The sequence below is a fragment of the Scytonema hofmannii PCC 7110 genome (assembly GCF_000346485.2).
In the GTDB taxonomy this organism is placed as follows: Bacteria; Cyanobacteriota; Cyanobacteriia; order Cyanobacteriales; family Nostocaceae; genus Scytonema; species Scytonema hofmannii.
Map to the genome: position 1 here is coordinate 7,492,528 of NZ_KQ976354.1, position 23,808 is coordinate 7,516,335.

The 23,808-nt window shown below is 41.6% G+C and carries 30 protein-coding genes and 1 pseudogene; 16 read left to right on the forward strand and 15 right to left on the reverse strand.

The window, feature by feature from the left end; genetic code table 11:
- Positions 1-12 precede the first annotated feature (12 nt).
- The 7 genes from WA1_RS31380 to WA1_RS31410 all read right to left on the reverse strand — a co-directional run bounded on the left by WA1_RS31380 (position 13) and on the right by WA1_RS31410 (position 6,910).
- Positions 13-1,626 (reverse strand): serine hydrolase, encoded by a 1,614-nt coding sequence (locus WA1_RS31380; RefSeq protein WP_017740342.1) that lies wholly within the window; start codon positions 1,624-1,626, stop codon positions 13-15.
- A gap of 141 nt (positions 1,627-1,767) precedes the next feature.
- Positions 1,768-2,538: an RNA methyltransferase gene (locus WA1_RS31385; RefSeq protein WP_017740341.1), complete on the reverse strand. Its 771-nt coding sequence runs from the start codon at positions 2,536-2,538 to the stop codon at positions 1,768-1,770.
- 669 nt (positions 2,539-3,207) lie between these two features.
- Complete coding sequence (locus WA1_RS31390) at positions 3,208-3,495, reverse strand: Mo-dependent nitrogenase C-terminal domain-containing protein (RefSeq protein ID WP_017740340.1); 288 nt, start codon at positions 3,493-3,495, stop codon at positions 3,208-3,210.
- A gap of 610 nt (positions 3,496-4,105) precedes the next feature.
- Complete coding sequence (locus WA1_RS31395; RefSeq protein WP_148662800.1) at positions 4,106-4,465, reverse strand: hypothetical protein; 360 nt, start codon at positions 4,463-4,465, stop codon at positions 4,106-4,108.
- A 358-nt stretch (positions 4,466-4,823) separates the two neighbouring features.
- Positions 4,824-5,138: a helix-turn-helix domain-containing transcriptional regulator gene (locus WA1_RS31400; RefSeq protein WP_017740338.1), complete on the reverse strand. Its 315-nt coding sequence runs from the start codon at positions 5,136-5,138 to the stop codon at positions 4,824-4,826.
- Positions 5,110-5,454 (reverse strand): type II toxin-antitoxin system RelE/ParE family toxin, encoded by a 345-nt coding sequence (locus WA1_RS31405; RefSeq protein ID WP_026134348.1) that lies wholly within the window; start codon positions 5,452-5,454, stop codon positions 5,110-5,112. The genes WA1_RS31400 and WA1_RS31405 overlap by 29 nt, the downstream gene beginning before the upstream one ends.
- Positions 5,455-5,794: 340 nt before the next feature.
- Positions 5,795-6,910, reverse strand: a complete 1,116-nt coding sequence (locus WA1_RS31410) for an A/G-specific adenine glycosylase (RefSeq protein WP_017740335.1) — start codon at positions 6,908-6,910, stop codon at positions 5,795-5,797.
- Positions 6,911-7,132: 222 nt separating this feature from the next.
- Here WA1_RS31410 and WA1_RS31415 point away from each other — a divergent pair, with 222 nt between their 5' ends.
- From WA1_RS31415 to WA1_RS31465, 11 genes are all read left to right on the forward strand, one after another.
- Positions 7,133-7,804 (forward strand): hypothetical protein, encoded by a 672-nt coding sequence (locus WA1_RS31415; RefSeq protein ID WP_017740334.1) that lies wholly within the window; start codon positions 7,133-7,135, stop codon positions 7,802-7,804.
- 320 nt (positions 7,805-8,124) lie between these two features.
- On the forward strand, positions 8,125-8,796 hold the full coding sequence (locus WA1_RS31420) for a hypothetical protein (RefSeq protein ID WP_017740333.1): 672 nt from the start codon (positions 8,125-8,127) through the stop codon (positions 8,794-8,796).
- Between the two features lie 611 nt (positions 8,797-9,407).
- Positions 9,408-10,088: a histidine phosphatase family protein gene (locus WA1_RS31425; RefSeq protein WP_017740332.1), complete on the forward strand. Its 681-nt coding sequence runs from the start codon at positions 9,408-9,410 to the stop codon at positions 10,086-10,088.
- Positions 10,089-10,386: 298 nt separating this feature from the next.
- The gene (locus tag WA1_RS31430; RefSeq protein WP_017740331.1) at positions 10,387-11,412 is read left to right on the forward strand and encodes a glucokinase; all 1,026 of its coding nucleotides are present in this window, start codon (positions 10,387-10,389) and stop codon (positions 11,410-11,412) included.
- A gap of 30 nt (positions 11,413-11,442) precedes the next feature.
- On the forward strand, positions 11,443-12,045 hold the full coding sequence (locus tag WA1_RS31435; RefSeq protein WP_017740330.1) for a hypothetical protein: 603 nt from the start codon (positions 11,443-11,445) through the stop codon (positions 12,043-12,045).
- A 194-nt stretch (positions 12,046-12,239) separates the two neighbouring features.
- The gene (locus WA1_RS31440; RefSeq protein ID WP_017740329.1) at positions 12,240-12,791 is read left to right on the forward strand and encodes a thioredoxin family protein; all 552 of its coding nucleotides are present in this window, start codon (positions 12,240-12,242) and stop codon (positions 12,789-12,791) included.
- A 68-nt stretch (positions 12,792-12,859) separates the two neighbouring features.
- Positions 12,860-13,588, forward strand: a complete 729-nt coding sequence (gene pyrH, locus WA1_RS31445) for a UMP kinase (RefSeq protein WP_017740328.1) — start codon at positions 12,860-12,862, stop codon at positions 13,586-13,588.
- Positions 13,575-14,123, forward strand: a complete 549-nt coding sequence (frr, locus tag WA1_RS31450) for a ribosome recycling factor (RefSeq protein ID WP_017740327.1) — start codon at positions 13,575-13,577, stop codon at positions 14,121-14,123. The genes pyrH and frr overlap by 14 nt, the downstream gene beginning before the upstream one ends.
- A 143-nt stretch (positions 14,124-14,266) precedes the next feature.
- Positions 14,267-15,391, forward strand: a complete 1,125-nt coding sequence (locus WA1_RS31455; RefSeq protein ID WP_017740326.1) for a geranylgeranyl reductase family protein — start codon at positions 14,267-14,269, stop codon at positions 15,389-15,391.
- Between the two features lie 7 nt (positions 15,392-15,398).
- Positions 15,399-16,679: a precorrin-6y C5,15-methyltransferase (decarboxylating) subunit CbiE gene (gene cbiE / locus WA1_RS31460; protein WP_017740325.1), complete on the forward strand. Its 1,281-nt coding sequence runs from the start codon at positions 15,399-15,401 to the stop codon at positions 16,677-16,679.
- An 85-nt stretch (positions 16,680-16,764) separates the two neighbouring features.
- The gene (locus WA1_RS31465) at positions 16,765-16,920 is read left to right on the forward strand and encodes a hypothetical protein (RefSeq protein WP_017740324.1); all 156 of its coding nucleotides are present in this window, start codon (positions 16,765-16,767) and stop codon (positions 16,918-16,920) included.
- A gap of 316 nt (positions 16,921-17,236) precedes the next feature.
- Here WA1_RS31465 and WA1_RS31470 read toward each other — a convergent pair whose 3' ends face one another.
- The 6 genes from WA1_RS31470 to WA1_RS31490 all read right to left on the reverse strand — a co-directional run bounded on the left by WA1_RS31470 (position 17,237) and on the right by WA1_RS31490 (position 19,640).
- Positions 17,237-17,665 (reverse strand): type II toxin-antitoxin system VapC family toxin, encoded by a 429-nt coding sequence (locus tag WA1_RS31470; protein ID WP_017740323.1) that lies wholly within the window; start codon positions 17,663-17,665, stop codon positions 17,237-17,239.
- Positions 17,662-17,877, reverse strand: coding sequence for a hypothetical protein (locus WA1_RS31475; RefSeq protein ID WP_017740322.1), 216 nt, complete (start codon positions 17,875-17,877; stop codon positions 17,662-17,664). Before WA1_RS31475 ends, WA1_RS31470 begins: the two co-directional genes overlap by 4 nt.
- A 115-nt stretch (positions 17,878-17,992) precedes the next feature.
- Entirely contained in the window at positions 17,993-18,217 is a 225-nt protein-coding gene (locus tag WA1_RS31480; RefSeq protein ID WP_017740321.1) for a hypothetical protein, read from the reverse strand.
- 290 nt (positions 18,218-18,507) lie between these two features.
- Positions 18,508-18,627: a type II toxin-antitoxin system HicA family toxin gene (locus WA1_RS61865; RefSeq protein ID WP_419183599.1), complete on the reverse strand. Its 120-nt coding sequence runs from the start codon at positions 18,625-18,627 to the stop codon at positions 18,508-18,510.
- Between the two features lie 28 nt (positions 18,628-18,655).
- Entirely contained in the window at positions 18,656-18,889 is a 234-nt protein-coding gene (locus WA1_RS31485) for a type II toxin-antitoxin system HicB family antitoxin (RefSeq protein ID WP_017740320.1), read from the reverse strand.
- Positions 18,890-19,100: 211 nt separating this feature from the next.
- Positions 19,101-19,640 (reverse strand): hypothetical protein, encoded by a 540-nt coding sequence (locus tag WA1_RS31490; RefSeq protein ID WP_066613070.1) that lies wholly within the window; start codon positions 19,638-19,640, stop codon positions 19,101-19,103.
- A gap of 225 nt (positions 19,641-19,865) precedes the next feature.
- Between WA1_RS31490 and WA1_RS31495 the strand changes: the two genes are divergently transcribed.
- The gene (locus tag WA1_RS31495) at positions 19,866-21,332 is read left to right on the forward strand and encodes an NB-ARC domain-containing protein (protein ID WP_051076993.1); all 1,467 of its coding nucleotides are present in this window, start codon (positions 19,866-19,868) and stop codon (positions 21,330-21,332) included.
- Between the two features lie 429 nt (positions 21,333-21,761).
- Here the strand turns inward: WA1_RS31495 and WA1_RS60450 are convergent, their stop codons facing one another.
- Positions 21,762-22,127 carry a hypothetical protein gene (locus tag WA1_RS60450; RefSeq protein WP_017740318.1) on the reverse strand — a complete coding sequence of 122 codons (366 nt, stop codon included), beginning with the start codon at positions 22,125-22,127 and terminating at the stop codon, positions 21,762-21,764.
- 39 nt (positions 22,128-22,166) lie between these two features.
- Entirely contained in the window at positions 22,167-22,367 is a 201-nt protein-coding gene (locus tag WA1_RS31505; protein WP_017740317.1) for a hypothetical protein, read from the reverse strand.
- Between the two features lie 274 nt (positions 22,368-22,641).
- Here WA1_RS31505 and WA1_RS31510 point away from each other — a divergent pair, with 274 nt between their 5' ends.
- The 4 genes and pseudogenes from WA1_RS31510 to WA1_RS60455 all read left to right on the forward strand — a co-directional run bounded on the left by WA1_RS31510 (position 22,642) and on the right by WA1_RS60455 (position 23,766).
- Positions 22,642-22,884, forward strand: coding sequence for a type II toxin-antitoxin system Phd/YefM family antitoxin (locus WA1_RS31510; RefSeq protein WP_017740316.1), 243 nt, complete (start codon positions 22,642-22,644; stop codon positions 22,882-22,884).
- Positions 22,881-23,276, forward strand: a complete 396-nt coding sequence (locus tag WA1_RS31515; RefSeq protein ID WP_017740315.1) for a type II toxin-antitoxin system VapC family toxin — start codon at positions 22,881-22,883, stop codon at positions 23,274-23,276. Before WA1_RS31510 ends, WA1_RS31515 begins: the two co-directional genes overlap by 4 nt.
- A 164-nt stretch (positions 23,277-23,440) precedes the next feature.
- Positions 23,441-23,575, forward strand: a pseudogene (locus WA1_RS31520) (type II toxin-antitoxin system RelN family antitoxin); the annotation flags it as partial.
- Between the two features lie 59 nt (positions 23,576-23,634).
- Positions 23,635-23,766: a hypothetical protein gene (locus WA1_RS60455; protein WP_272819265.1), complete on the forward strand. Its 132-nt coding sequence runs from the start codon at positions 23,635-23,637 to the stop codon at positions 23,764-23,766.
- Positions 23,767-23,808 lie beyond the last annotated feature (42 nt).

A 23,808-nucleotide genomic window follows, 5' to 3' on the forward strand; every position in this document is an offset into this window, starting at 1 on the left:
GAATTGGAAAGTTTATCTTTGGTATGGATTATAGTAATATTGCGGTGCTACTTGTGGAGCGATCGCAGGTGCTTGATACCCAGTTGGCGGTAACGTGTTGCTCATGCCATTAGGTAAGGGTGGATTCATCACTGGAGGTTGGTATCCAGTTAGAGGTAAAGTGTTGCTGATGCCATTGGGTAACGGTTGATTTATGGCTGGCGGCGGACTTATGGCTGGTAATGGACTTACGACTGGTGGCTGCTGATAGCCAGTGTTTGGTATGCTGCTTCCCGTATTGTTAGGAACGGGAAAAGTTTGGCTGAGCTGTTCGTAAGCAACGCGAGAAATGGAGGTAATGAGTTTTTCAGCACCAGGATCGTTTCTTGGGCGTTGTACCATTACAGAAACGACATAACGCTTGCCAGTAGGCACATCCACTAGACCTGCATCTCCTAATATTGTCCCAATATTACCAGTTTTATGGGCAATGGTTGCTCCCGGTCCTAAACCAGCTGGTAATAGGTGATTTCTCACAGTGCGGCGCATAATGTCCAGAATGCGATCTCGCGATCGCATACTCACCAAATTACCTTTACCAACCATTGCCATCAAAGTACTCAACTCTTTAGGACTGGTTGTGTTTGTACCTCCCAAATCTGGTAAGATGTTGCGAATTGCAGTCGTTGTCAAACCCCAACTTTGAAAACGTTGATTTAGCGCATCAATACCACCCAATCGAGCAATCAGCATATTAGTTGCTGTGTTATCACTGACTGTCATCATTTTCGTAGCAACTTCCAGCGCTGTAAACTGGGTTCCTACCGGTTTGTACTGCATATTCCCAGAACCGCCTGCTACCATTCCCGATTCTAGAGTTAGACTTTCATCAAGACGAATTTTCTGTGCATCTACATCTTGAAAAAAAGCAACCAGAATTGGAATCTTAATTGTGCTAGCAGCAGCAAAACTTGCAGCCCCATTCAAATCCACATAACCACCGTTATCCAAATCAATCAAGAAAACCCCCGGTGTAAGATTTGGATTTGATGCTGCCAAACTTTGTACAGCCGATTTTAAGGGAATAAGTTCTTGAGATAGAGACAAACTCGTTGCTGTCGGTGTGGGAGTTGGAGTTAGAGTTGGTTGGGACTGCGCTTTTTGTGCAACAGTCGTATCGGATGATACGCTTCCCGGCGTAGCGAGACGAGTGGCTGGATCTAACACAGATAAAACAGTACCGACGATCGCACCTATCCCAACTCCAACAATTAACAACCGCAGGGCATACAAAATTGTTCTTGCCATCGGCTTTAACCGTGTTTTTCGAGATGAATAAGATTGTTTCATCACTGGATGCTTTTGCAAATGAGCAGTTTTTAACTGTACAGTGTTGGGGTTATAAGGAGGAATCCTCCCTTTGAAAGTAGCAGAGTGATTAATGGGTGGAGTTACTCCTCTTGGTTGCCTTCTAGGTACAGTGGCAGGCTTTAATGGTGGAATAACTTTTACACGTGTAGATGTTGGTTTCTTTTGGGGAGGACGTTGCTGATTATGTACCTCCATCTTGTTCTGTGGCAGCTTTTGGACTTTGCGTAAATCGGGACGACGCTGTGAGATAACTTTTATACGAGTTCTTGTATTCATAATATATAATGATGATAAATTTTTATATTATAATTAGCTTTTATAAAAGGCAAACATTAAGGCATACGCGCAATTACATACTAATCCCAATTACGACGGAAAAAGATTTTTTTTAGGTGTAAGTCTCCCAAACACAATGAATTATGAATCTTTATGGTTATGAAGGTTCCCAATAGCCCATTCTACCTGCCTTAAAATACCTCGCAACATAGCAACTTCTTTAGTTTGTAGCTGAGCGCGATTGTATAATTGACGGAACTTTTCCATGCGACTTGCTGATGTATGGGCATAAAGATAACCAATCTTAAGGAGGAGGGATTCTAGTTCTTGGTAGTATGTTTCCACAACATCTAAAGAAGCAGGGTCATTTTCTGAGCCGTTTTTTGACGTGATGAGTTCTTCCTTCACCGTATCCTCTTGATTGTCAGTGTCAAAAAGTGCAAGTTCGTAACAGCAGAGAGAAACAGCCGTGGCTAAATTGAGTGATGGATAGGTAGAATTGGTGGGAATGCGAACAAATCGTTGAGCATAATTAAGTTCTTCATTGCTTAAACCCCGATCTTCTCTACCAAAGATCAGCGCCGCCGATCGGTTTGGTTCTTCAAGCAACCACGGTAATGCTAAGTGGGGATTCTCCAGGGGTGTTCCCCAGTCACGAACACGAGCAGTTGTTGCGATCGCTCGCGTACATCCTTGTAAAGCTTCTGGTAGAGTTGCCAGCGATCGAGACGATTGTAGAATATCCTTAGCATGAACCGCCATTTGCAGTGCTTCTGGTGAAAGCGGATCGCATTGAGGATTGACTAACACTAGATGATTAAACCCAAAATTTTTCATCACTCGCGCCACTGACCCCACATTTATTGGACCAGATGGTTCTACTAAAATGATTCTGACTTGGTCTAGTGTCATTTCTTATTTTTTCTGGTGTCAATTTGGATTTTATCTCAATTACAAAGAAAAAACACGATCGGCGAGGCAAAGCTCTCATGGCATACATAGGCTACCGTGAAAAGCTCTACGATTGAACCTGTCAAGACATAAAAAGCTGGGTTACGCTTTTGACATTTATAATGCAATACGGTTCAGTTAAGGGTCGCCAGGGAAGCACTAAACCCGGTATCTTCAAGATACCGGGTTTCTAAATAACTGCTTAACTGAACCGTATTGATTTATAATGAACTTATCAACACCACTATACCGCTCATTAAGATGAAGTTATCCGGGCAATAGTAGACAAAGCCAATTGATTAAAAAGATTTTTAAAAGAAAATACTATATGCCAAACTGCAAATGTTTAATTTGCACGTTGCTTGAAAATCAAACTCTTGTGGGGTAAATATTTAATCTACACTTGGTCAACCCAACTTTATCTACAAAATCATCTAAAAGCGGGCTGTGACTTGCTGTGGTGAGACGTATCGTGGAGGAACGTAGTGGCAAGCTGTTAATGAAATCGAACTCTGTCGATAGCGTACTATTAATTATCTGTGGCTGCAGCCTTGTTGCGATAAGCCGGAGGCATAACGGCTAAAACCGTATCGCGCTCAATGCGGACGTTGTGTCAATGAGAATCAACTATTAGCAGTAAGCAGTTACGTCTTCACCGCATACGTCTGCAAGATAACACAGAGCGCGGAAACGCAAATAAACAACTTCCTCATAGACAGGATTTAGCTTGCACATTGGAGGAATATGAAACAGCTTGCGACCAAACAATGTAATATCACGCTCAAAGGGACACTGAGCAGGAATAAGCCTGCACAAGAAATGAGCTAGTTTGGCATTATCAATGGCTATTGAATCTAACCATTGACGGACTGGAGAAAGAAGATCTTGTTTTGGTTGGATTTGAGAAAAGCTAGTCATAATTACTCACCATTACATTCAGTATTTCAAGTTAGTGTTTTGTTGGTCGGGTTTTAACCCTTCTCTATTACTTATATAGGTCTGACCTTGTGTTCTTATGCAATTTTGTTCCACTCTTTATACTGGAACACTCTTTACTACAAACCTAGCTTGCAAGATTCCGGATCGTTCTCCAGATTTTTTTGTTGCACTAAAGTCCTACGTACCAGACGAGTACCAACAGCCTTGCTACTTCAAGAATCCAGAATTATTAGGTGTCGAACAAAAGTCTAAATTCCTCTAAAATCGCTCCTATAGGTTAATTACCAGGCAATCTGCTTACGGAAGCCCCTAAACTTTCCTAAATTTCTGTATTATTGCCAACAACTTAATATTAACTTTACAAAACAGTAGAAATTGGTAGATGTGATTGCGGAAAACCGTACTAAATTAGTAGGCTTTCGCGCATCTTTATGCCTGATTTCATAGCAGTTATTTTTATAATGACCAGTCACCTGTACAGTACTTACACCATTCATCTGCGGAACAAAAGAAATTGATTCATGGTTCAAATCCCCTACTTTTCAATACAGAGGATGAACTCACTGGTCACTGGTCACTGGTCACTGATTTAGAGCGTGTCTAAAAGTTTAAGTTGGTTAGCAACACCATTTAAATACCTGCGATCGCTCAGAGCATCAGGTGAAACTCTACCTGCAGTAATACCAGCTTTAACCAAAGATTCAGCACTGGCTTTACCCAATTTCAACTCAGAAAGCAGCAGACTGTATCCTGGAATACCTTGCTGCCCAAGAGAGCCTCTATAAGCAAAGTGGACAAGTTGAAAGGGTGTAAAACTGCGGATTGAAGTTGCACTTACCATTGTTTGTTGAGAGGGCGCAGTAGCAGCAGGTGTTTGAGCATGGGCGCTACTAGCAGCAGTGCAAAATAGTACGAAAGACAAGCTACCAACAAATAGGCGTTTCATCATATTTTTCTCCAAGAAACTTTCGTTTCATTGCTTACAATTAATAGAATGCAACTGCTCACTGAGGCTCATCTGATGAAGTGATGGGAAAAAGCTGAAAAGTTAGTAAATTTTGTGAAATTTGACTGAAAGCAAGCTGAGAACGTTTCAGTATCTCATTAACCTTGCTGTACCGTGCTTACAACATTCAAGTAGCGTGGGCATTGCCACACAAAAACCTTACGTAGTGGGCTTGAGTCCTATCTGCTGGTCTGTTTCATTGATTCTGAAGGGCTGCTAGATCCCCGATTTCTTAAAAGTCGGGGATCTTAGCAAACATACCCATCAAAATTATTTATAAATATTAATAATGCCAAGGTATCTAATCTTTAGGCGCGATTGCAATCCGAAAACCCAATGCATCTAAAAATTCAACTAGAGTATAAATTTCTGTACCTCCTGTTTTTGCAAGAATTTTATCTAGTTTCTCAAAATGTTGTTTGGCTTCTTCAGAAAGATTATCGGATAGCAACCGTGCAGCAACAACATCTTTAAGTGCTGAACGGAGTAGTTCGGGTTCTGGATCTTTTTCTTCTAATACAGCCTCGATATAACCGACAGCCCTTTGCGAGTTTTTCAGAGATTGAATAAGTGCGTCCAGCCAGCTATCACTGGTAGGCGTTTTGACGTTTTTCATAGTCTTCCCAATACTCCTTCGCCTTACGAATATCCTCTGCTTGAGTGCTTTTATCTCCACCACACAGTAAAAGTATGATAGTTATTCCTATTTGCCCAAAATAGATGCGATAGCCGGGACCGCAATCAATTTTAAGTTCACAGACTCCCTCTCCTATAGAACGGTAGTCGCCGAGATTACCTAAAGTAACTCGCTTAATCCTACTATTGATTTTAGATATGGCTTTATTATCGCGTAAACCATCAAACCATTCGGCAAAAGGAATTTTGCCATCTGCTGTCATGTAACGTCGAATCTCCCTTGTGTGGGCTTCCATTATTTGATTAAATGCATCATGAATTAATTTATACTAAATTCTATTGAACGAAGGAAGAAGAAAGAAGAAAGAAGGAAGAAGTTTTGTTTTTATATGTGGATTCTGACCCCAACTCAAAACGGGCAACCCTAAGGGGATGGGGTTTTAAACCCCTATAGAAAGAAGTTTGTTCGCGAAGCGTGCCGTCTATGCCGAATACGGCACGCTTCGCGAACGGCATAGAAATTCCAACTTCGGTCCTTCCTTCAAACTTCTTCCTTCGGATAAATATCATTCTACTTCCTTACCTGTTAGAAGATTAACTATCTAAGTAAACCTTACTAGAACGTCGGTACAGTAATCACAATTTCGAGTTAGGATGACCAAAGGGGCTGACATGAAAAAGCTTGAAAACTTTTTTGTCTAATGAAGTAGAAAGTTTTGTTGCGATCGCCTGACTTGCAACCCAGTAAAAAGGTTGTGGCAAACCGAGTTTCTGCCAAAAATCTTCAACAGCAGCGCTCCAGTAATCTTCAACCTCCTGCACAACAAGAGCTTTTCCTGAAATCCGGTGATGGGTGATATTGTGAGCAAACGTACCAGGTAACTCCACAAGTTGAAACTGTTTGAGAGATTTAAACCTCTTTTTGACTTCTAACACTTCAATTTCAGGAATTAATGGAAAACCAACAGTATTGGCTAAAAATCCTTTTGTTCTTTCTACAATAGCGATTGTATCAGTTGCCTTTCTCCAAATAATCAAAGCAAATAATTCTACATCCACTGCATCACGTCTGGGTTTCTGAGGAGGACAAAGTTCAGTACAATTCTTTTCACTAGCCAAACACTGCGATCGCAACGGACATAACAAACAGAGTGGTTTTGTTTTACGACAAACCGTTGCACCCAACTCCATCATTGCCTGATTAAAATCACCGGGACGTTCATCAGAAATTATACTATTTACAAAATCTCGAATCACTGATTGACCGGAAGAACCCCACACATCTCTAGATAAAGCAAGCAAACGACTAACAACTCGTGTCACATTGCCATCAACACAAGCAACTTTTTCGTTAAAACAAACGCTTGCAATTACAGCTGCTGTATACAGACCACAACCAGGAATTTCCAGCCACTCCTTGCATGACTGAGGAAAACGACCTTCAAGGTGTTCAACAATAAATATTGCCCCTTTCTTTAAGTTACGAGCACGAGCATAATAACCCAGACCCGACCACAGTTGGCGTAGCGTGTCCTCATCACAGACTGCAAGGTCGTCAACAGTAGGGAGTTGCTTGACAAATTCTGAAAATTTGGGAACAACAACAGCTAGAGTGGTTTGTTGACTCATCACCTCGCAGACCCAAGTATGATAAATGTTGATATTCTGACGCCAAGGCAGGGGTCTATGATGTTTGTCATACCAAACTAAGAGTTCCTTGGCATATTGATTTGCGTTCTGACATTCATGCATAAAAATTTCAAGCTACCTCCCTAAATTCCGCCAGAGCATTGTGCTTTCGCATGAAGGTAGAGTTACTGTTTTTCTCTGAAAAAATCTAAAATTACACAGAAAATTTTACCAGAAAAATTCCCTTAATATTGTATTATAAGTAAACGAGGAAGAGCTCGAGTTGACACCAAGAGCACTTCCTCGAAAAAACTAGTTTCATAATAATTCTGGAGTAATCTTAGCATGACTAAAGCACCGGAAACAGATCCTGCTGACAATTTTTCTGAAACAGTTGCTCAAGAAGTTCAACATCTCATCCGTAGACTCGCTAGACCGGGGAAAAACTTAATAGAAGAAGTTAAGAGCGAGATTAGCTACACAAACCCCGTCACATTACTAGGAACTGCCAAAATTGGGCAATTATTGCTTTTCCTCAAAGAAAAACTCAAACCAAAACAATATGAGCAAGCCCTAGCCAACTCTTTAGGATGGATATCGGGTATTGCCAACCAGTTATTGAAGCTAGCACCCATACTTGGAAACTTCACCACAAAACAACTTGAGAAAATCAATCACAACCTCTCTCCATCAGCACTGTATAAATTAGCCACAGGACGGACACCAGTTGACGTTATCGAGTCCATGCTGGAAAAAGCTTGCACCCAAGAGGTTTCCAAGAAAGATATTCAACTCGAAACCAAGAAATACAAGGATAACCAACCCAAAAAAGAGCCAACACCATGGAGATACACAGGTCGTGGCAGAGAATACACTCCACCCAGAATATCTGAAAAAGCAGGCTTGATTGTGGAACAACTGAGCGAACAAAATGAGACGCCACGACGTTTTGTCATCGAAGATGCCGTTTTGTTGCTAGCAGAGAAATTTCAGCAGGTGGTTCTCGCTGTCGCTTAGCTTTTGCTGCCAAACAATATATTGACATTAGATTAACATTTAAAAGAAGCAAACAAGCAGATCCACTTCACATTTGGGGATGAATTATTTCTGGGAAATCGTGGAGTGCGATAAGCTGAGTACAGCTTGCGCTTCGCGATCGCGTCGCGTCGAGCCTGTAGAGTCACTGTTTTTCTCTGCAAAAATCTAAAACTACACAGAAAATATTCCAAAAAAATTTCCGGAATATTGTATTATAAGTAAACGAGGAAGTGCTCCTGACCAACATGAGCGCTTCCTCAAAAAAAATCAAAAAATATTATTTCTGGAGTTATCTTAGCATGACTAAAGCACCGGGAACAGATCCTGCTGGGAATTTTTCTGAAACAGTTGCTCAAGAAGTTCAATATCTCATCCGTAGACTAGCTAGACCGGGGAAAAACTTAATAGAAGAAGTTAAAAGCGAGATTAGCTACACAAACCCCGTCACATTACTAGGCACCGCCAAAATTGGGCAATTATTGCTTTTCCTCAAAGAAAAACTCAAACCAAAACAATATGAGCAAGCCCTAGCCAACTCTTTAGGATGGATATCGGGTATTGCCAACCAGTTATTGAAGCTAGCACCCATACTTGGAAACTTCACCACAAGACAACTTGAGAAAATCAATCACAACCTCTCTCCATCAGCACTGTATAAATTAGCCGCAGGACGGACACCAGTTGACGTTATCGAGTCCATGCTAGAAAAAGCCTGCACCCAAGAGGTCTCCAAAAAAGATATTCAAATTGAAACCAAAAAATACAAGGATAACCAACCCAAAAAAGAGCCAACACCATGGAAATATGTGGGTCTTGGCAGAGAATACACTCCACCAAGAATATCTGAAAAAGCCGGTTTGATTGTGGAACAACTGAGCGAACAAAATGGGACGCCACGACGTTTTGTTATCGAAGATGCCGTTTTGTTGCTAGCAGAGAAATTTCAGCAGGTGGTTCTTGCTGTCGCTTAACCTGACTGAAGAAAGGTAAATCACTTCTTGCTCTGGGAATACTAAAAGCAGCAAATGACTGAAGTTCTCGCTGTGAAAATGGATTTTGTCAAGCTAATTAAAACAGGTGCAGGTTAGCAATTTGCAACTGAAGTGGGTTAGAAAATTTTGTTTGGAAAAATTTAAAACATCTGCTGGGATTAACTCTTTTGAAGCGCCAACACTATGTTAGCGGTCAATTTTGTGATATCTTAGTTTTAGGAGAAAATAAACAGTTATTTGAAAGCTATTGGAAAAACAGAAGAATCCAATTATATCAATGTGGTTTTAAATATTGCTCTAGAAACTTGGCTAAAAAGACTTTAATCTGACATATATAGCAATCCTATTTCAGTTGTGATAATTGAGTGAGTCCAGATCCCCGACTTCTTTAAGAAGTCGGGGATCTCACTTTTCACGAATGATTTATGATTGCTATATGGTATGACTTCTATTTACCTATTTTGATAAAGTCAGGTAATTATTAAAAAAAGTTAAGAACGATCGTATGATTGAATTGATAGCCTGGGAACACGGCTTTAGTGGGCATAGTCTCAGGTTTAAGCCTATGCTGAATGTATAAAATCACCCGCATGAGTCAAGTAATCTGGATAGCAAGACACGCTAACCGTCTCGATTTTGTTAACCCTGATTGGTTTTTAACTGCAGAACGACGCTACGATCCACCACTGTCGGAAGACGGTTTTATACAAGCGCAGCAACTAGCTAACCGTCTTAAGGGAGAAAAGATTGCCCATATTTTTGCTTCTCCCTTTTTACGGACAGTACAAACAGCGAATGCTGTAGCAGAAGTTCTCGATTTACCCATAAAGCTGGAAACGGGTATGAGTGAATGGCATAATGCAGCTTGGATGACAGAAGAACCAAAAAGACTCTCAACACCAGCATTGGCAGAGTTATTCCCCAGAATTGACACAAGCTATACTCCCCAGATAGCCGCCAAGTATCCCGAAACTCGCCCACAAATGCTAGAACGTTCGGGGCAAACAGCTAGATGTTTGACTACAGAATTCTCACCACAGGATATTCTTTTAGTAGGACATGGCGCATCTGTAGTGGGAGCAGCAATGGGTTTAGTTGGTGAAATTGCCCGCACAGAAGTGAAAGCATCGTTGTGTAGCTTAGTAAAAGTTGTCCGTCAAGAACCTGAGTGGCTACTAGAACTTAAGGGAGATACTTCTCATTTAACCGAAGTAGAAGAGGTCATCAGGTTTGATGTCAGTGACCGATTACCAGTGACCAGTAAGCAGTGACCAGTGACCAGTGACCAGTGACCAGTGACCAGTAAGCAGTGACTAAAAAAATAGTTCAATTCAAATCTGGTGTTGGAGAGATGCAAAATAATGAGGAGTTAGTAGTTAGTAGTTAGTAGTTAGTAGTTAGTAGTTTTTTCACTAACCACTGTAGCGCGGCGGCTTTGCGTCCCTACTAACCACTAACTAAGACAGGCGAGACGCCTGTCCTACGCCACTAACCACTAACTAAGACAGGCGAGACGCCTGTCCTACGCCACTAACCACTAACCACTAACCACTAACCACTAACATCGCTATGACATTACTATTGGCAGGAGATATCGGGGGCACGAAAACCATTTTGCGGTTGGTTGAGGTATCAGAGCAACTGCTTTTACACAATGTTTATGAGGAACGACATCGCAGTGGCGATTTTCCCGATTTGGTGCCGATGGTGCGGGAGTTTCTGAAAAACTCAGGTGGATTATTACCACAAAAAGCTTGTTTTGCGATCGCAGGTCCCGTAGTGGACAATACAGCCAAGTTGACCAACTTAGCGTGGTTCCTTGATGCCAAACGATTACAAGAGGAACTGGGTATTGCCCAAGTGAGGCTAATTAACGACTTTGCTGCTGTTGGCTATGGTGTATTGGGTTTAAGTCCACAGGATATCTTAACTTTACAACCAGGTAAACCCAACAGTAATGCCCCCATAGCGATTATTGGTGCTGGCACTGGCTTGGGACAAGGATTTTTAATTAAGCAGGGTTCCAGTTATCAAATTTTTCCTTCAGAGGGGGGTCATGCGGACTTTGGTCCCCGTACTGAGTTAGAGTTTCAACTGTTAAAATACTTATTGGATAAACATGATATCCAGCGTGTTTCTGTAGAACGCGTCGTTTCGGGGTTGGGAATTGTAGCCATTTATCAATTTTTACGCGATCGCCAAACCACTGCTGAATCACCGGAAATTGCCCAAATTGTCAGAACTTGGGAACAAGAGGCAGGCAAGCAGGAGAAAAGCGTCGATCCGGGTGCTGTTATTGGTAAAGCAGCACTACAAAAAAGTGACAGACTTTCAGAGCAAACAATAGAGTTATTTGTAGGGGCATATGGCGCAGAAGCAGGTAATCTAGCCCTCAAACTTCTGCCTTATGGTGGCTTATACCTCGCAGGTGGCATTGCACCCAAAATATTGCCCCTTATACAAGAAGACAAGTTCATGTTGAACTTCACCCAAAAAGGCAGAATGCGTAGTTTACTGGAAGATATTCCCGTGCATGTCATTCTTAACCAAGAAGTGGGATTAATAGGTGCTGCTATTGGTGCAACTAGGTTATAACATCTAGCAGCATCGTTCAAAGTAAAAACTATGACAAATAAAAGTTTGCTGTCACTCTTGACAGCCACTTTCCTATTTAATGCATCTGTCGCAGTTGAAGCCAGCCCATCCAAACGCTCGGTTTCTCAAAATAGACCAGTGGCGGCTCAACCAGTAAAGTCACAGTGGAAAGTTTTCACACCCCCAGATGGACGTTTTACAGTCTTAATGCCCGGTTTGCCAAGAATTGAATCTCAAACTCAGAAAACTCACATGGGCGAGATTCAACTACAAGTCTTTGTGGCTCAACCTCCCAACCAAGAGGTGGCTTATCTTGTGGCTTATAATGATTTTCCTGATAACTACGGTCAAATGGCATCTGCTCAATCCGTCTTGGAAGATGCCCAGCAAATGGCTCTAAAAACGACTCAAAGTAATTTAATCGCTCAGAAGGATATTCGCAGCTCAAACGGTCATCCCGGTAAAGAAATCGAGTACATTAATTCTGGAGGGAAAATAACGAGGAATAGGATGTATTTTGCCGAAGGTCGTTTGTATCAGGTTATGGTAATCACTACCAAAAGGCAGCAAAAAACCATCAATGGTTCCATTACAGGTTATTTGAACTCTTTTCAAGTGGTATTGAAAAAGTAAAATGGCTAATGGCTAATGGCTAATTGGACTATTAGCAATTAGCCTTTATTTCAGTAGTTTCACAATTTACGGCTGCAAAATTAGTATATAAAATGATTAAGTGTCCAGTATCCGCGAGAGTGGTTTGCAGCTGGAAACGGGCGCTGAATAAAAACTTATATTGTCTTGTTACTAGTACTGTTCGGCTTAGGAAGATGACTATAACAGAAATTTATACTCCTGTAGGGGGCTATGCACCAGATTTTGAACTGCCAGGAATTGACGGTCAGGTACACCATCTTAGCAGATATCTGGAAAAGTTCCGTGCGGTCGGCGTCATTTCAATGTCTAACCACTGTCCTTATGTTGGGTTGTATGTAGAAAGGTTGAAAAACATTCAAGCCGAATTTGGCGAGCAAGGGTTTACACTCATCGGCATGAATGGTAGCGATCTCACAACAGAACCATCAGAAACTTTTGAACAAATGCAGGCTTATGCCAAAGCGTATGTTTTGAACTTTCCCTACTTGTGGGACCCAACTCAAGAGGTGACTCGCAGTTTTGGGACTAGCAAAACACCAATGGCGTTTCTTATAGATGCTAAGGGTGTCGTTTGCTACAAAGGACAAATAGACGATCGCCCCCAGAATCCGAAATCAGTGGCGCAGCACTACCTCAAGCAAGCGATCGCCTGTTTGTTAACAGGACAAGAAATTCTTTTGACAGAAACAGAACCTTTGGGTACATCTTTAGTAATAGGTAACTAGAGACAGAGTGTCGCTGTATTGTTATCTTAAATTGGAGGCAATTTCAATTTTGGACAAAACGTAACTTCATGGGAACACATTACCGACGGGTTTTACTTAAACTAAGTGGTGAAGCCCTCATGGGCAACTTGGGCTATGGAATCGATCCGGAAGTGGTAAAAGAAATAGCTGAAGAAATCGCAGAGGTAGCAGCAACTGGCGTTCAAATCGCGATCGTTGTTGGAGGCGGAAATATTTTTCGTGGCGTCAAAGCGGCGTCGGCGGGAATGGACAGAGCAACTGGTGACTACATCGGGATGATTGCCACAGTAATGAATGCCATGACGTTGCAAGACTCCCTCGAACGCATTGGAATTCAAACACGGGTACAAACCGCCATTTCCATGCAGGAGCTTGCAGAACCTTATATTCGCCGTCGTGCTATCCGTCATCTAGAAAAGGGGCGAGTGGTTATTTTTGGTGCGGGTTCGGGCAATCCCTTTTTCACCACCGATACCACTGCAGCCCTCAGAGCAGCAGAAATTGAAGCCGACGTGATTTTCAAAGCAACCAAAGTAGACGGTATTTACGATGCAGACCCCCACATATACCCCAATGCAAAAAGGTATAATAGTTTGACATATGGATACGTTTTAACAAAAGATTTGCGGGTAATGGACACGACTGCGATAGCCTTGTGTAAAGAGAATAATATCCCTATTCTTGTATTTGACTTAACTGTGCGGGGAAATATCCGCAGAGCAGTCATGGGAGAATCCATAGGCACGGTTGTGGGAGGTTCATGTGAAATTAGCTGAAGCTGAGAGTACGATGCAAAAGACCGTAGAGGCAACTCAACGGAATTTTAATACCATTCGCACTGGTCGCGCCAATGCGAGTTTATTGGATAAGGTAATGGTGGATTACTACGGTTCACCAACTTCCTTAAAATCACTGGCAAACATCAACACGCCAGATTCTTCAACTATCTTGATTCAGCCTTACGAGCGGAGTACTTTAAACCTGATAGAAAAGGCAATTTCCTTGTCAGATGTGGGCTTAACCCCCAGTAACGACGGGACTTTAATTCGGCTTAACATTCCACCATTGACTAGCGATCGCCGTAAAGAACTCGTAAAAATCGCTGCTAAGTACGCTGAAGAAGGACGCGTTGGTATTCGTAACATCCGCCGTGATGCCTTAGATACAATTCGCAAAATGGAAAAAGCTGCGGACATCTCTGAGGATGAAGCACGAGATCAGCAAGATAAGCTGCAAAAGTTGACCGACAAGTACACTGCCAGAATTAATGAATTGTTGGCAGAGAAAGAAAAAGACATTACAACTGTCTAAAAAATATACTAAAGTGGGTGCATCAACTACTAAGAAGGGGGAATGGGGACTGGGAACTGGTCAAAAAAGGCGTAAGAGTTCCTGTCTTTCGTTCCCAAAAATATTCCCAATCCAAAATCCAAAATCCAAAATCCAAAATCCTTATGTACGACTGCATTATCGTTGGCGCAGGACCTGCTGGTGGATGTGCTGCATATCATTTAGCCAAGCGCGGGCGTTCGGTATTGGTTTTGGAGAAAGAGTCTCTACCAAGATACAAACCCTGTGGAGGTGGCGTTTCACCTGCGATTGCTCAATGGTTTGACTTTGACTTTAGTCCAGCAATTTCCATCAAAGCAGACACAATCCGTTGTACCTGGAACATGGACGATCCGGTAGAAGCAGAAATCGGAACTGCCGAACCAGTTTGGATGGTAAGGCGGGATATATTTGACCATTTTCTGATTGAGCAAGGACAAAAGCAAGGGGCTGAACTACGAGATAATACGGAAGTAACAAGTATTGAATTTCAAAGCAATTGTTGGCAAGTTAACACCGCTCATGGTTCGGTAAGAGGTCGTTACTTAATTGCTGCCGATGGCGCTAAAGGACCTATGGCTAAATGGCTTGGGTTTAAAGAACGCAAACGTCTTCTAGCAGGGGCATTGGAAGCAGAAGCAAAAGCAGATGTAAAGAATGGTAACGTTGCTCACTTCGAGTTTGGCATGGTGAAAAACGGTTACCTCTGGAACTTCCCCAAAGCAGATGGTTACTCTATTGGTATTGGCACTTTTGTTGGTAGGGGTGGTACTCAAGACTTCAAGAGTATTTTAAGCGAGTATGGTAATGAATTTGGTGTGGACATCAAAACCTGCCAACAATACGGTCATGCTTTGTGTTTGTGGAATGGTAATCAAAAGTTGCACGCTGACAATGCAGTTTTAGCAGGGGAAGCAGCTTGTGTTGTCGATCCATTCACTGCAGAAGGTATTCGCCCCTCGATTTTTAGCGGTTTAAAAGCAGCAGAAGCTATCGATAAAGCAGTTGGTGGCGACATCAACGCATTGGAGGACTACACAAACACCATGAATGAACAATGGGGGAGTGATATGGCTTGGGCGCAGAAGTTGGCAGGGCTATTTTATCGCTTTGCTGGTATTGGCTATAAAGTGGGTGTTAAGCGTCCCTCATCTGTCCAAATTATGGGCAAAATCTTGTGTGGTGAAATGCGTTACGTTGATGTTGCTAGTCGCGCTATCAAGCGTTTAACATCTGGATTGGCTGGTTAGTTGACAAATGACCAAAGTTAATGTTATAGGTATCGGTCTGGATGGAATTGCTGGATTGAGTGAAAAAGTTAGGGAAATTATTGAACGGGCGACGTTGCTGGTGGGTAGCGATCGCCATTTAAGTTATTTCCCCAACCATCAAAGTCAACGGTTGCTACTCAAAAATTTTACTGAAGATATTAGTATAATTCGTGACTATATAGACAAAGGCTGTGATGGTGTTGTTGTTATAGTTTCTGGAGATCCGCTCTTTTTCGGTTTGGGACGCTTGCTTTTAACGGAATTGCCCAAAGATGTGCTGACATTTCACCCTCATCTCAGTTCGGTACAGCTAGCCTTTAATCGCGTGAAAGCAAGCTGGCATGATGCGTGCTTTATTAGCGCACACGGGCGTTCTGTGGAAGAATTAATTCATGCCTTGCAGCAAGGGGTGGAGAAAATAGCTGTACTGACAGATGGGACAAATACCCCAAATGCGATCGCTAAACTTATACAATCTCTGAATTTACCCAGCCAGTATCAGTTGTGGGTTTGTGAAAATTTAGGTGGGGATTTGGAGCGTGTTGAGTCTTTCTCTATAGAAGTATTGTGTAGAGATGTTGCAAAATCTACATTTGCACCTCTGAATGTGGTATTGCTGCTGCGACAGGAGCGAGAAAAACCGCTAAATCTTTCGGCTTTACCGTATTTTGGGTTACCAGATGAGTGCTTTCTCAGTTTTAGCGATCGTCCTGGTTTGATGACAAAGCGAGAAGTGCGGACTTTAGTGTTAGCTGAACTCGCCTTGCGCCCCGGACAAATCATTTGGGATATTGGTGCGGGGACTGGTTCTGTATCCATTGAAATTGCCCGCATGTTTCCTACTTCCAAGGTTTACGCCATTGAAAAAACTGCTGTAGGTAGTGCGTTAATTGCCCAAAATTGCCGTCGCTTTCAAGTGGAGAACGTCATTTCCATTCATGGCAATGCACCGGATATTTTGCAAACTCTTGAAGAAAAGTGTAACACTCCTGGTGCTGGACAAAGCGCAGATCGTATTTTCATCGGTGGTAGTGGAGGTAACTTAACTGAAATTCTTCAGATTTGCGCTACAAAACTCACTCCTGACGGCGTTATAGTTCTCTCTCTAGCCACCTTAGAACATCTCAACACTGCTTTATCGTGGTTTCAATCTCATTCTTGGCATTACCAGTTATTACAAGTGCAGCTTTCCCGTTCTGTACCAGTTGGGCATTTAACACGCTTTGCACCACTTAATCCTGTGACAATTGTTACAGCTTGCCATTGATGACTTCTATTAATATCCTTGCCTTTCAGGTAGCGATGGATACTGTTAGTTTGCTCGCAACGAAATTCTTATTACCCGGAATGTGATGCCTATTGCCCGTATAGTTCCCTTTACGAAAAAATCTGATATACCACACAATTATCCACTGCGGGGAATGCCAATAACAATCTCTGAAGATTTTGACGAAGCTATGCCAGAATTTTGGGGAGCATCCCAATTTGGCACATTACCCTCAGAATAGAATTTTGGGGCTATACAACCCACCTTCCGCACCCTAAAGTGTCACACTACGAATTTTGGACGTTTGAGGATTTGGGCTTGGCGATCGCCATCGATAATTTACCCATTTTTGTATAAAATACAGCTTTTCTCGTTAGTAAAAATCCGAGAAAACCGATTGTGACAGTAGGGGGTGCGGAATGTAGGATACAAACAAAGCCCTAATCCCCACTCCCCTCTTCCAAACCCATGGTTTGATAAAAGCAACAGCCAAAGACTACATTCGGAAAACTCAAAAGCAACTCCTACAGCAACCGTTGCTTGAGCAATTGCTAAGGTTATTCAACCAAATGAATCCAAGGCAAAGCAGAACGAACAGTGTTAAATAGGCGTTTATCACCTGTGTAGAAATCTGCTTGAAATCTTTGAGCTAATGCTAAATAATGAGCATCATAAGCAGCTGTGAGGTTAAATTGTTGCGCGACTTCCCAGGCTTGTTGATGAAGTTGGCGATCGCCATAAAATTGAATGGGTAAATTCAGAGCATTGTTAAGATATTGCTTGGCTTCTGTGTTCAGTAATTGTTTCGCCACTTTCATTCGATAAAATACATTTGTAACTTCGTAACATAAGAGGGTGGGAGCAATAATCTTGGTTTGGGTTTGCTCCCATGTATCCCATAATGTTAGATGGGGTGATGTTTCTGAGGGACTGTTGATTAACTTAACTACAAAATTAGCATCCACACAAATCAATTGCATAGTCATGATTTTTCTTGATTAGAAAACCAATCTGTCATTAATTCTCGATCTCTTTCTTCTCGCATTTGATGAACGATTTCATCAATATCTGGTTCAAAGGGTTGACTACTACGTCGTTGCTGTATGGCTTGAGCAGTGGCTAAAATTGTTGAACGTAAGTTTTGCCAATTCGATTGATGTGTTAATTTTTGGTTTAATAACTCTCGTTCTTCACTCATACAAAGCTTTGATTGCATTGGCTAAAGATTCGACAAGCAGAATGTTCATAGACGTGTCCGTACTTTTATAGGTAGTTTTTTAAGTTGTTTAGATGCCGCATGAGAAAATTCAATTTTACATTGATTCACTGGCTAATTCTCGTTTAACTTGTTCCCAGGGAATAGTGCCATTTTTCTTAATATCTTCCCGTCCTTCGTCTAAAGCTTTAATATCCTCTCGATCTTCTGCTTTACGAATGTCTAAAAGTTCTATGACATCCTCTAAAGTATCTTCATAAGCTTGTTCTAATCGCTCATAAATAGCTTTTATTAGAGCTTGTTTTCTCGTTGTAGTTTCCATTTTTCCCTCTATTACGGAAAATGCCAATGCACACCGTCTCTAGGATACTGTATTTTATGGTCGCTGTGTTGAACTGTCTCAATCATGCTATTAGATATCCGCGTATGGCTTTGGTTACTACACGAACCCAACCAATTATCGAGTCAAGCACAAACTATAATTAATGCAGAAGAACTACAAAAAGTACAGAGTAAGTGGTTACTTACTTTACTCGTAAAAGAAGGGAAAAATTTGTTCTTCAGGAATATATTTACTTGCCTGTCTAAAAATAGCTTTGCAAGTTCCTTCAACTACTGCCGATGATTAGGCACTGTTAAAGTCTCTTTTTGTTCTACACCAGAACGACGCAACTTAACATGACTACCCTTTTGGCTGTGTACCTCAAAGCCAAACTTACTCAAAATGTCCACAACCTCAGCGCCCGATCATCTTTTGAGTCTAGGCATATTCTGGTTGGAGTTCAAAAGTTATCAGTAGAGAAGGTTTATCTATTAAGCCAAATTGAGTTGGATCTTCGTCTTCTAAATGCAAAGCGACTGCTTCACGAAGGTTGTGAACAACTTCATTCAAAGTATCTCCCTGAGTTACTACGGAAACTTCTAGACATTCTGCTACATATCCGTGCTGTTCACCTGGATGAATGACTGCTCTAATATTTTGCTTCAACTCCATAAGTCATCTTAAAAATACAAGAATTTATTAAGTTAGGTTATACTTTTATACTACATCATTAACTATAAATAATTCGTATCCGCTCAATAAATGAGGAATTGTGACTGCATTGATATACTCCTAATGCTGCGTTCTCCTCACCTATCAACCTCTACAAACATTACACTTTTATTAAGTTCTTTTACTCTTTACGGTCTAAAAACGCACGCTACTACTTCGAGCCAACCAAGCTTACTGCTGTGTCTTTAATATCTTTAGCACTTGTATACAGTTGATGCGATAAAGTCCCATAGCTAAAAATCATGTCATCAATTCGCTGCCACAGTTCTTCAAGGTTCATCATTAGCTCTGCTTCGTCTCCTTCTGTACAAACTGAAATAATATGATTTTTATCCCCATCCCAAAAGCTAATTGCGACTAGAAACTCTGTTTCGTCCTTGCCTGCCCATATCTCCGTTAAACTCGCTATAGTCTGTGGTATTTTATCAATTTCCGTACAAGGGTAGGCTATTAATTGTTCGCTTGGTTCTAGTTCAAAGCTGGCGAATAATAAATTGTTAGTTGAGGATAGTTCTTCAAACCTGACTGTATCCTGCTCAACCAGCAATTCAAAATTTCTACTATTGCAGCACGTAAATAAAATGGTGTCCATCAAGGGTGACAACTTGTTGTCTTGTGCTAGAGCAACTCTAGCAAGGGAGGTGACCGTCTGCCCTAGCAATGCCTGAAACTGTCCTTTTAATCTATCCATGCGAGTGCAGCTCCTTTTCTTGCTTCTAAGTTTACTTACAGCAATTGTGGTTTGTGCATAAGTAAACTTTAACTTCATCTAATAAGTTATATAGAAGAGTTAGCTCGACTAAAATAGGCTCATTATCAGAGTTTATTTTATTTGTCAATAAAGATTATTGTTTTTCAACTATCTCCTTCTATTTTCCTCAATTGAGATGCATCTACTTTGTTTTAGGTGAAGTTGATGAAACAAAACAGACGAAGCCGAGGTGTTATTCTCACCCTTAAAGGTTGGGATAAACTTCAAGGTGCCAAAACTAAAGCCATCGTGAGCGATCGCGCTCACGATGGCTTTACTTTAGAAGAACTGAGCTCGCGCATGGGTTTGTCACTGCATACTGTCTCCAGGATACAGGGGCGCTTGGAACCGATAGATAAAAGTTCGTTGCAATCGGCTTTTCCTGCTTTTGGGTTGGAGTTGTGTCAGGAAGATTATACTCGACCAAGTCCTCCTGACGAATTGGAAATGCGACGCGCTTGTCCGCAGTATGATTGGGGACAAGCACCGAATGTCTCTGTATTTTATGGTCGCTCTGTGGAACTGGTGCAATTACGGGAATGGATATTAGAACAACAGTGTCGTTTAGTGGCGTTGTTAGGAATCGGTGGGATTGGCAAAAGTAGCTTAGCTATTAGATTAGGGCTGCAAATCCAAACGGAATTTGAGGCAGTGGTGTGGCGAAGCCTGCAAAATGCGCCACCAGTAGAGGAGACATTAACAAGCATACTGCAATTCTTGCTGTGGGCGTTGCGACTCGATACAGCGATCGCTCAAAGCTTTGATGGCAAAATATCGAAGCTGATGGAATGTTTGATGAACCATCGTTGTCTTGTGATTTTAGACAATGTGGAAACGATTTTATGTAGTGGTGGTCAGGCGGGACAATGTCGTCCTGGGTACGAGGGGTACGATCGCTTACTCAAATGCCTTGGGGAAGCTCCTCACAAGAGCTGTGTCCTGGTGACTTCTAGAGAAAAACCAAGAGCGATAGCACCATTAGTTGGAGAGCAAACAGGGGTGAAATGTTTGCGATTGGGGGGATTGAGTTCTATCGAAGGACAACAGTTATTCCAGCAGAAAGGACAATTCACGGGTACAGAACAACAGTGGCAAATGCTAATCCAGCATTATGGGGGCAATCCCCTAGCACTGAAGATGGTAGCTGCGGGAACTCAAAAGCTTTTTAACGGTAAAATTGCCTCAGTTTTGGAGTATGTGGAACAGGGGATATCGATTTTTGAGGACATTAGCGAGTTATTAGAATGCCAAATTAACCGTTTGTCGGTGGTGGAAGAGGAAGTGATGTATTGGCTGGCAATTCATCGAGAGCCAGTCTCTTTTGCCGAGTTAACTGAAGATACAGTGACATCTTCTTTCAAACGTCTCCTACCTTCAGCAATCAAATCCCTGTTGCAACGCTCATTAGTTGAAAAAAGCGGCGAGCATTTCTTCCTGCAACCAGTAGTGATGGAACACATCACACGGCGTTTTGTTGAACGGGTTAGTCAAGAAAGGAGGGACTCACTCATCCAGAACATCCAAACTTCGATTTCCTACTCCCCTCTTCCAAACCCATGCTTTGATAAAAGCAACAGCCAAAGACTACATTCGGAAAACTCAAAAGCAACTCCTAGAGCAACCATTGCTTGAGAAATTGCTAAGTAAGTCAGCACAATTAAAGTTGAGCTTATCATATGCATCAACGAATAATGGTCGTTTCAGACTTGTAGGGGCGCAAGGCATTGCGCCCCTACGGTAGGTGGTAATGGTTCTTGATACAGAACTACCAAAAATACTGAGAGAAATTTAAAAAAGTAGCACAAGAAGAAGGATTCTCCAAAGCCTTGCTTATGCTAAGCGAATCAAACCAAGACCAAATTGCAGGCTTCTACACACTAAGCAATTCATCAATTCCCGCACAAGAACTGCCTGACGAGTTTATGAAAGAGTTTATCTTTCCATGCCCTGCTATCCTTTCACTTTGTTTTCGGAGTGTCATCAACCCTCTACGAACGTCAGTATGCATTGGACTATCCTTCTGGACTAGACGTAATAGAACATTTGTATCAATTAAATAACTCATAATTGCTTATCTTCTCGTTCGCGATAAATACTCTCGCGGCTGATGGCTTCATCCGACAGAGGCAGCGTTTTACTAAAAAAGGAACTATTTGCCAGTTCCATGAGTGCTGCTTCCCATTCATCATCTGTTGCCGTTTCAAAAAATGGCTTCTCTATTGAAGATACAGTTTCATTCAACCCATCTTCTAGATTCATCTCAATCGTCACCAACTTACCCGTTGCTAATTGAGATTTTAGAGCAGCTTTTGCCAAGGCGATCGCTTCTTCTTCAGTTGTACCTTCAACCGTTAAGTTTGGCATACCAACAACAGATGCAACGAAGTGGCTTTCGGCGCTGCTCCTAACAAATACCTGATATTGCATTGTTCTAACCTCCTGATTCTTTATAGTACTAATTCAATTTTATATTTCTTCGCTGGCTAATTCTCGTTTAACTTGTTCCCAGGGAATAGTGCCATTTTTCTTAATCAACTTAATAAATGCCCAACTTGCGTAGGCACTCTGCCTCTTGTCGCCAGACATCGTCTGATTTTCAGCATTGAGATTGACAGAACCAGATCGGACTCTGTATTTAGCAGTTCGATAGATAAAAGTTCGTTGCAATTTGCTTTTGCTGCTTTTGGGTTGGCGTTGTGTCTCGCCAGCGACAGACTTGACATAAATGTTAAATTAAAGCAAGGAGGTTAAAAAAATGCTGAATCGCAGACTGAAGTCAAGTTTACTGTAGCCCTAACTGAAATACATGAAGGACTTAGAGTTGCAGATCGGTGCAAGGCACGTGAAGCGTTTGTCATGGAATTACTCCTTCAAGGTGAGAACTGATGAACAGTTTACGCTCGCACAATAGTACAAGAAAAATAACGTGGGTAACTTTAAGATGAAACACCTTGAAATAAAAGAAGCAGATACGGCTCTTGCTCTTCTACTTGATGAAGTAACTACAACTCACAACGAAATTCTTATTACCCGAAATGGGATGCCTATTGCCCGTATAGTTCCCTTGACGATAAATTCTGATTCTGATACACCACACAATTATCCACTGCGCGGAATGCCAATAACAATCTCTGAAGATTTTGACGAAGCCATGCCAGAACTGTGGGATACACTGTCTCAATGATTCTATTAGATACCCACGTGTGGCTTTGGTTACTGCACGAACCCAACCAATTATCCACTCAAGCACAAACTATAATTAATGCAGAAGAACTACAAAATGGTTTATTAGTATCGGCGATTTCGGTATGGGAAATTGCTGTCAAGTCAAGTATTGGGAAATTAAATTTACCATTACCTATCGAGGAGTGGTATAAACTAGCGCAAACTCATTCGGGCGTTGTAATTGAGCCTTTGTCGCCTATAGATGCCATAGCCAGCACCCAACTACCCGGTGATTTTCACAAAGATCCAGCTGACAGGATTATAGTAGCAATTGCAAGGCGATATGGAATATCTTTAGTGACTTGCGATACCAAAATTATAGATTATCCTCATGTGCAAACTATTTGGTAGTCCAGTGAATCTTTTCAATTAAATGAAACCTGTTTGCGGGATTGAAACTTGAGCGTCGATTTGAGAAAACATTATATCTTTAGTTTCAAATATAATGAAACCCGTTTGCGGGAGCAAAACAGGAATTATAGACTTGATTTTTGATAAAACGAGGTAAGCACTTGATGAAAGCGATTGAAGTTACTGGCAAAATTGATGATGAGGGAAACCTGATTTTAGATAAACCGATAAAAGGAGCAACTTATCCTCATCAAGTTCGGGTCATTATTTTGGTTCTAGAATCAACAGACGAAGTCGAGGAGTTATCCTCACTCTCAAAGGCTGGGATAAACTTCAATCTGCTAAAACTCAAGCTGAGTTGACCGATCGCGCTCACGACGGCTTTACTTTAGAAGAACTGAGTTCGCGCATGGGTTTGTCGCTGCATACTGTTTCTCGGATACAGGGGCGCTTGGAACCCGTAGATAAAAGTTCGTTACAATCTGCGTAAGTTAATAAATTTTGCCAAATTTTCTTATAAATACAAATTTAT

Bases quoted from the DNA above. Each gene is read 5' to 3' on its own strand.
- WA1_RS31380 (WP_017740342.1), bottom strand. From the start codon at position 1,626: ATGAATACAAGAACTCGTATAAAAGTTATCTCACAGCGTCGTCCCGAT.
- WA1_RS31385 (WP_017740341.1), bottom strand. From the start codon at position 2,538: ATGACACTAGACCAAGTCAGAATCATTTTAGTAGAACCATCTGGTCCA.
- WA1_RS31390 (WP_017740340.1), bottom strand. From the start codon at position 3,495: ATGACTAGCTTTTCTCAAATCCAACCAAAACAAGATCTTCTTTCTCCA.
- WA1_RS31395 (WP_148662800.1), bottom strand. From the start codon at position 4,465: ATGATGAAACGCCTATTTGTTGGTAGCTTGTCTTTCGTACTATTTTGC.
- WA1_RS31400 (WP_017740338.1), bottom strand. From the start codon at position 5,138: ATGAAAAACGTCAAAACGCCTACCAGTGATAGCTGGCTGGACGCACTT.
- WA1_RS31405 (WP_026134348.1), bottom strand. From the start codon at position 5,454: ATGGAAGCCCACACAAGGGAGATTCGACGTTACATGACAGCAGATGGC.
- WA1_RS31410 (WP_017740335.1), bottom strand. From the start codon at position 6,910: ATGCATGAATGTCAGAACGCAAATCAATATGCCAAGGAACTCTTAGTT.
- WA1_RS31415 (WP_017740334.1), top strand. From the start codon at position 7,133: ATGACTAAAGCACCGGAAACAGATCCTGCTGACAATTTTTCTGAAACA.
- WA1_RS31420 (WP_017740333.1), top strand. From the start codon at position 8,125: ATGACTAAAGCACCGGGAACAGATCCTGCTGGGAATTTTTCTGAAACA.
- WA1_RS31425 (WP_017740332.1), top strand. From the start codon at position 9,408: ATGAGTCAAGTAATCTGGATAGCAAGACACGCTAACCGTCTCGATTTT.
- WA1_RS31430 (WP_017740331.1), top strand. From the start codon at position 10,387: ATGACATTACTATTGGCAGGAGATATCGGGGGCACGAAAACCATTTTG.
- WA1_RS31435 (WP_017740330.1), top strand. From the start codon at position 11,443: ATGACAAATAAAAGTTTGCTGTCACTCTTGACAGCCACTTTCCTATTT.
- WA1_RS31440 (WP_017740329.1), top strand. From the start codon at position 12,240: ATGACTATAACAGAAATTTATACTCCTGTAGGGGGCTATGCACCAGAT.
- pyrH (WP_017740328.1), top strand. From the start codon at position 12,860: ATGGGAACACATTACCGACGGGTTTTACTTAAACTAAGTGGTGAAGCC.
- WA1_RS31455 (WP_017740326.1), top strand. From the start codon at position 14,267: ATGTACGACTGCATTATCGTTGGCGCAGGACCTGCTGGTGGATGTGCT.
- cbiE (WP_017740325.1), top strand. From the start codon at position 15,399: ATGACCAAAGTTAATGTTATAGGTATCGGTCTGGATGGAATTGCTGGA.
- WA1_RS31465 (WP_017740324.1), top strand. From the start codon at position 16,765: ATGCCTATTGCCCGTATAGTTCCCTTTACGAAAAAATCTGATATACCA.
- WA1_RS31470 (WP_017740323.1), bottom strand. From the start codon at position 17,665: ATGACTATGCAATTGATTTGTGTGGATGCTAATTTTGTAGTTAAGTTA.
- WA1_RS31475 (WP_017740322.1), bottom strand. From the start codon at position 17,877: ATGAGTGAAGAACGAGAGTTATTAAACCAAAAATTAACACATCAATCG.
- WA1_RS31480 (WP_017740321.1), bottom strand. From the start codon at position 18,217: ATGGAAACTACAACGAGAAAACAAGCTCTAATAAAAGCTATTTATGAG.
- WA1_RS31485 (WP_017740320.1), bottom strand. From the start codon at position 18,889: ATGGAGTTGAAGCAAAATATTAGAGCAGTCATTCATCCAGGTGAACAG.
- WA1_RS31490 (WP_066613070.1), bottom strand. From the start codon at position 19,640: ATGGATAGATTAAAAGGACAGTTTCAGGCATTGCTAGGGCAGACGGTC.
- WA1_RS31495 (WP_051076993.1), top strand. From the start codon at position 19,866: ATGAAACAAAACAGACGAAGCCGAGGTGTTATTCTCACCCTTAAAGGT.
- WA1_RS60450 (WP_017740318.1), bottom strand. From the start codon at position 22,127: ATGCAATATCAGGTATTTGTTAGGAGCAGCGCCGAAAGCCACTTCGTT.
- WA1_RS31510 (WP_017740316.1), top strand. From the start codon at position 22,642: ATGAAACACCTTGAAATAAAAGAAGCAGATACGGCTCTTGCTCTTCTA.
- WA1_RS31515 (WP_017740315.1), top strand. From the start codon at position 22,881: ATGATTCTATTAGATACCCACGTGTGGCTTTGGTTACTGCACGAACCC.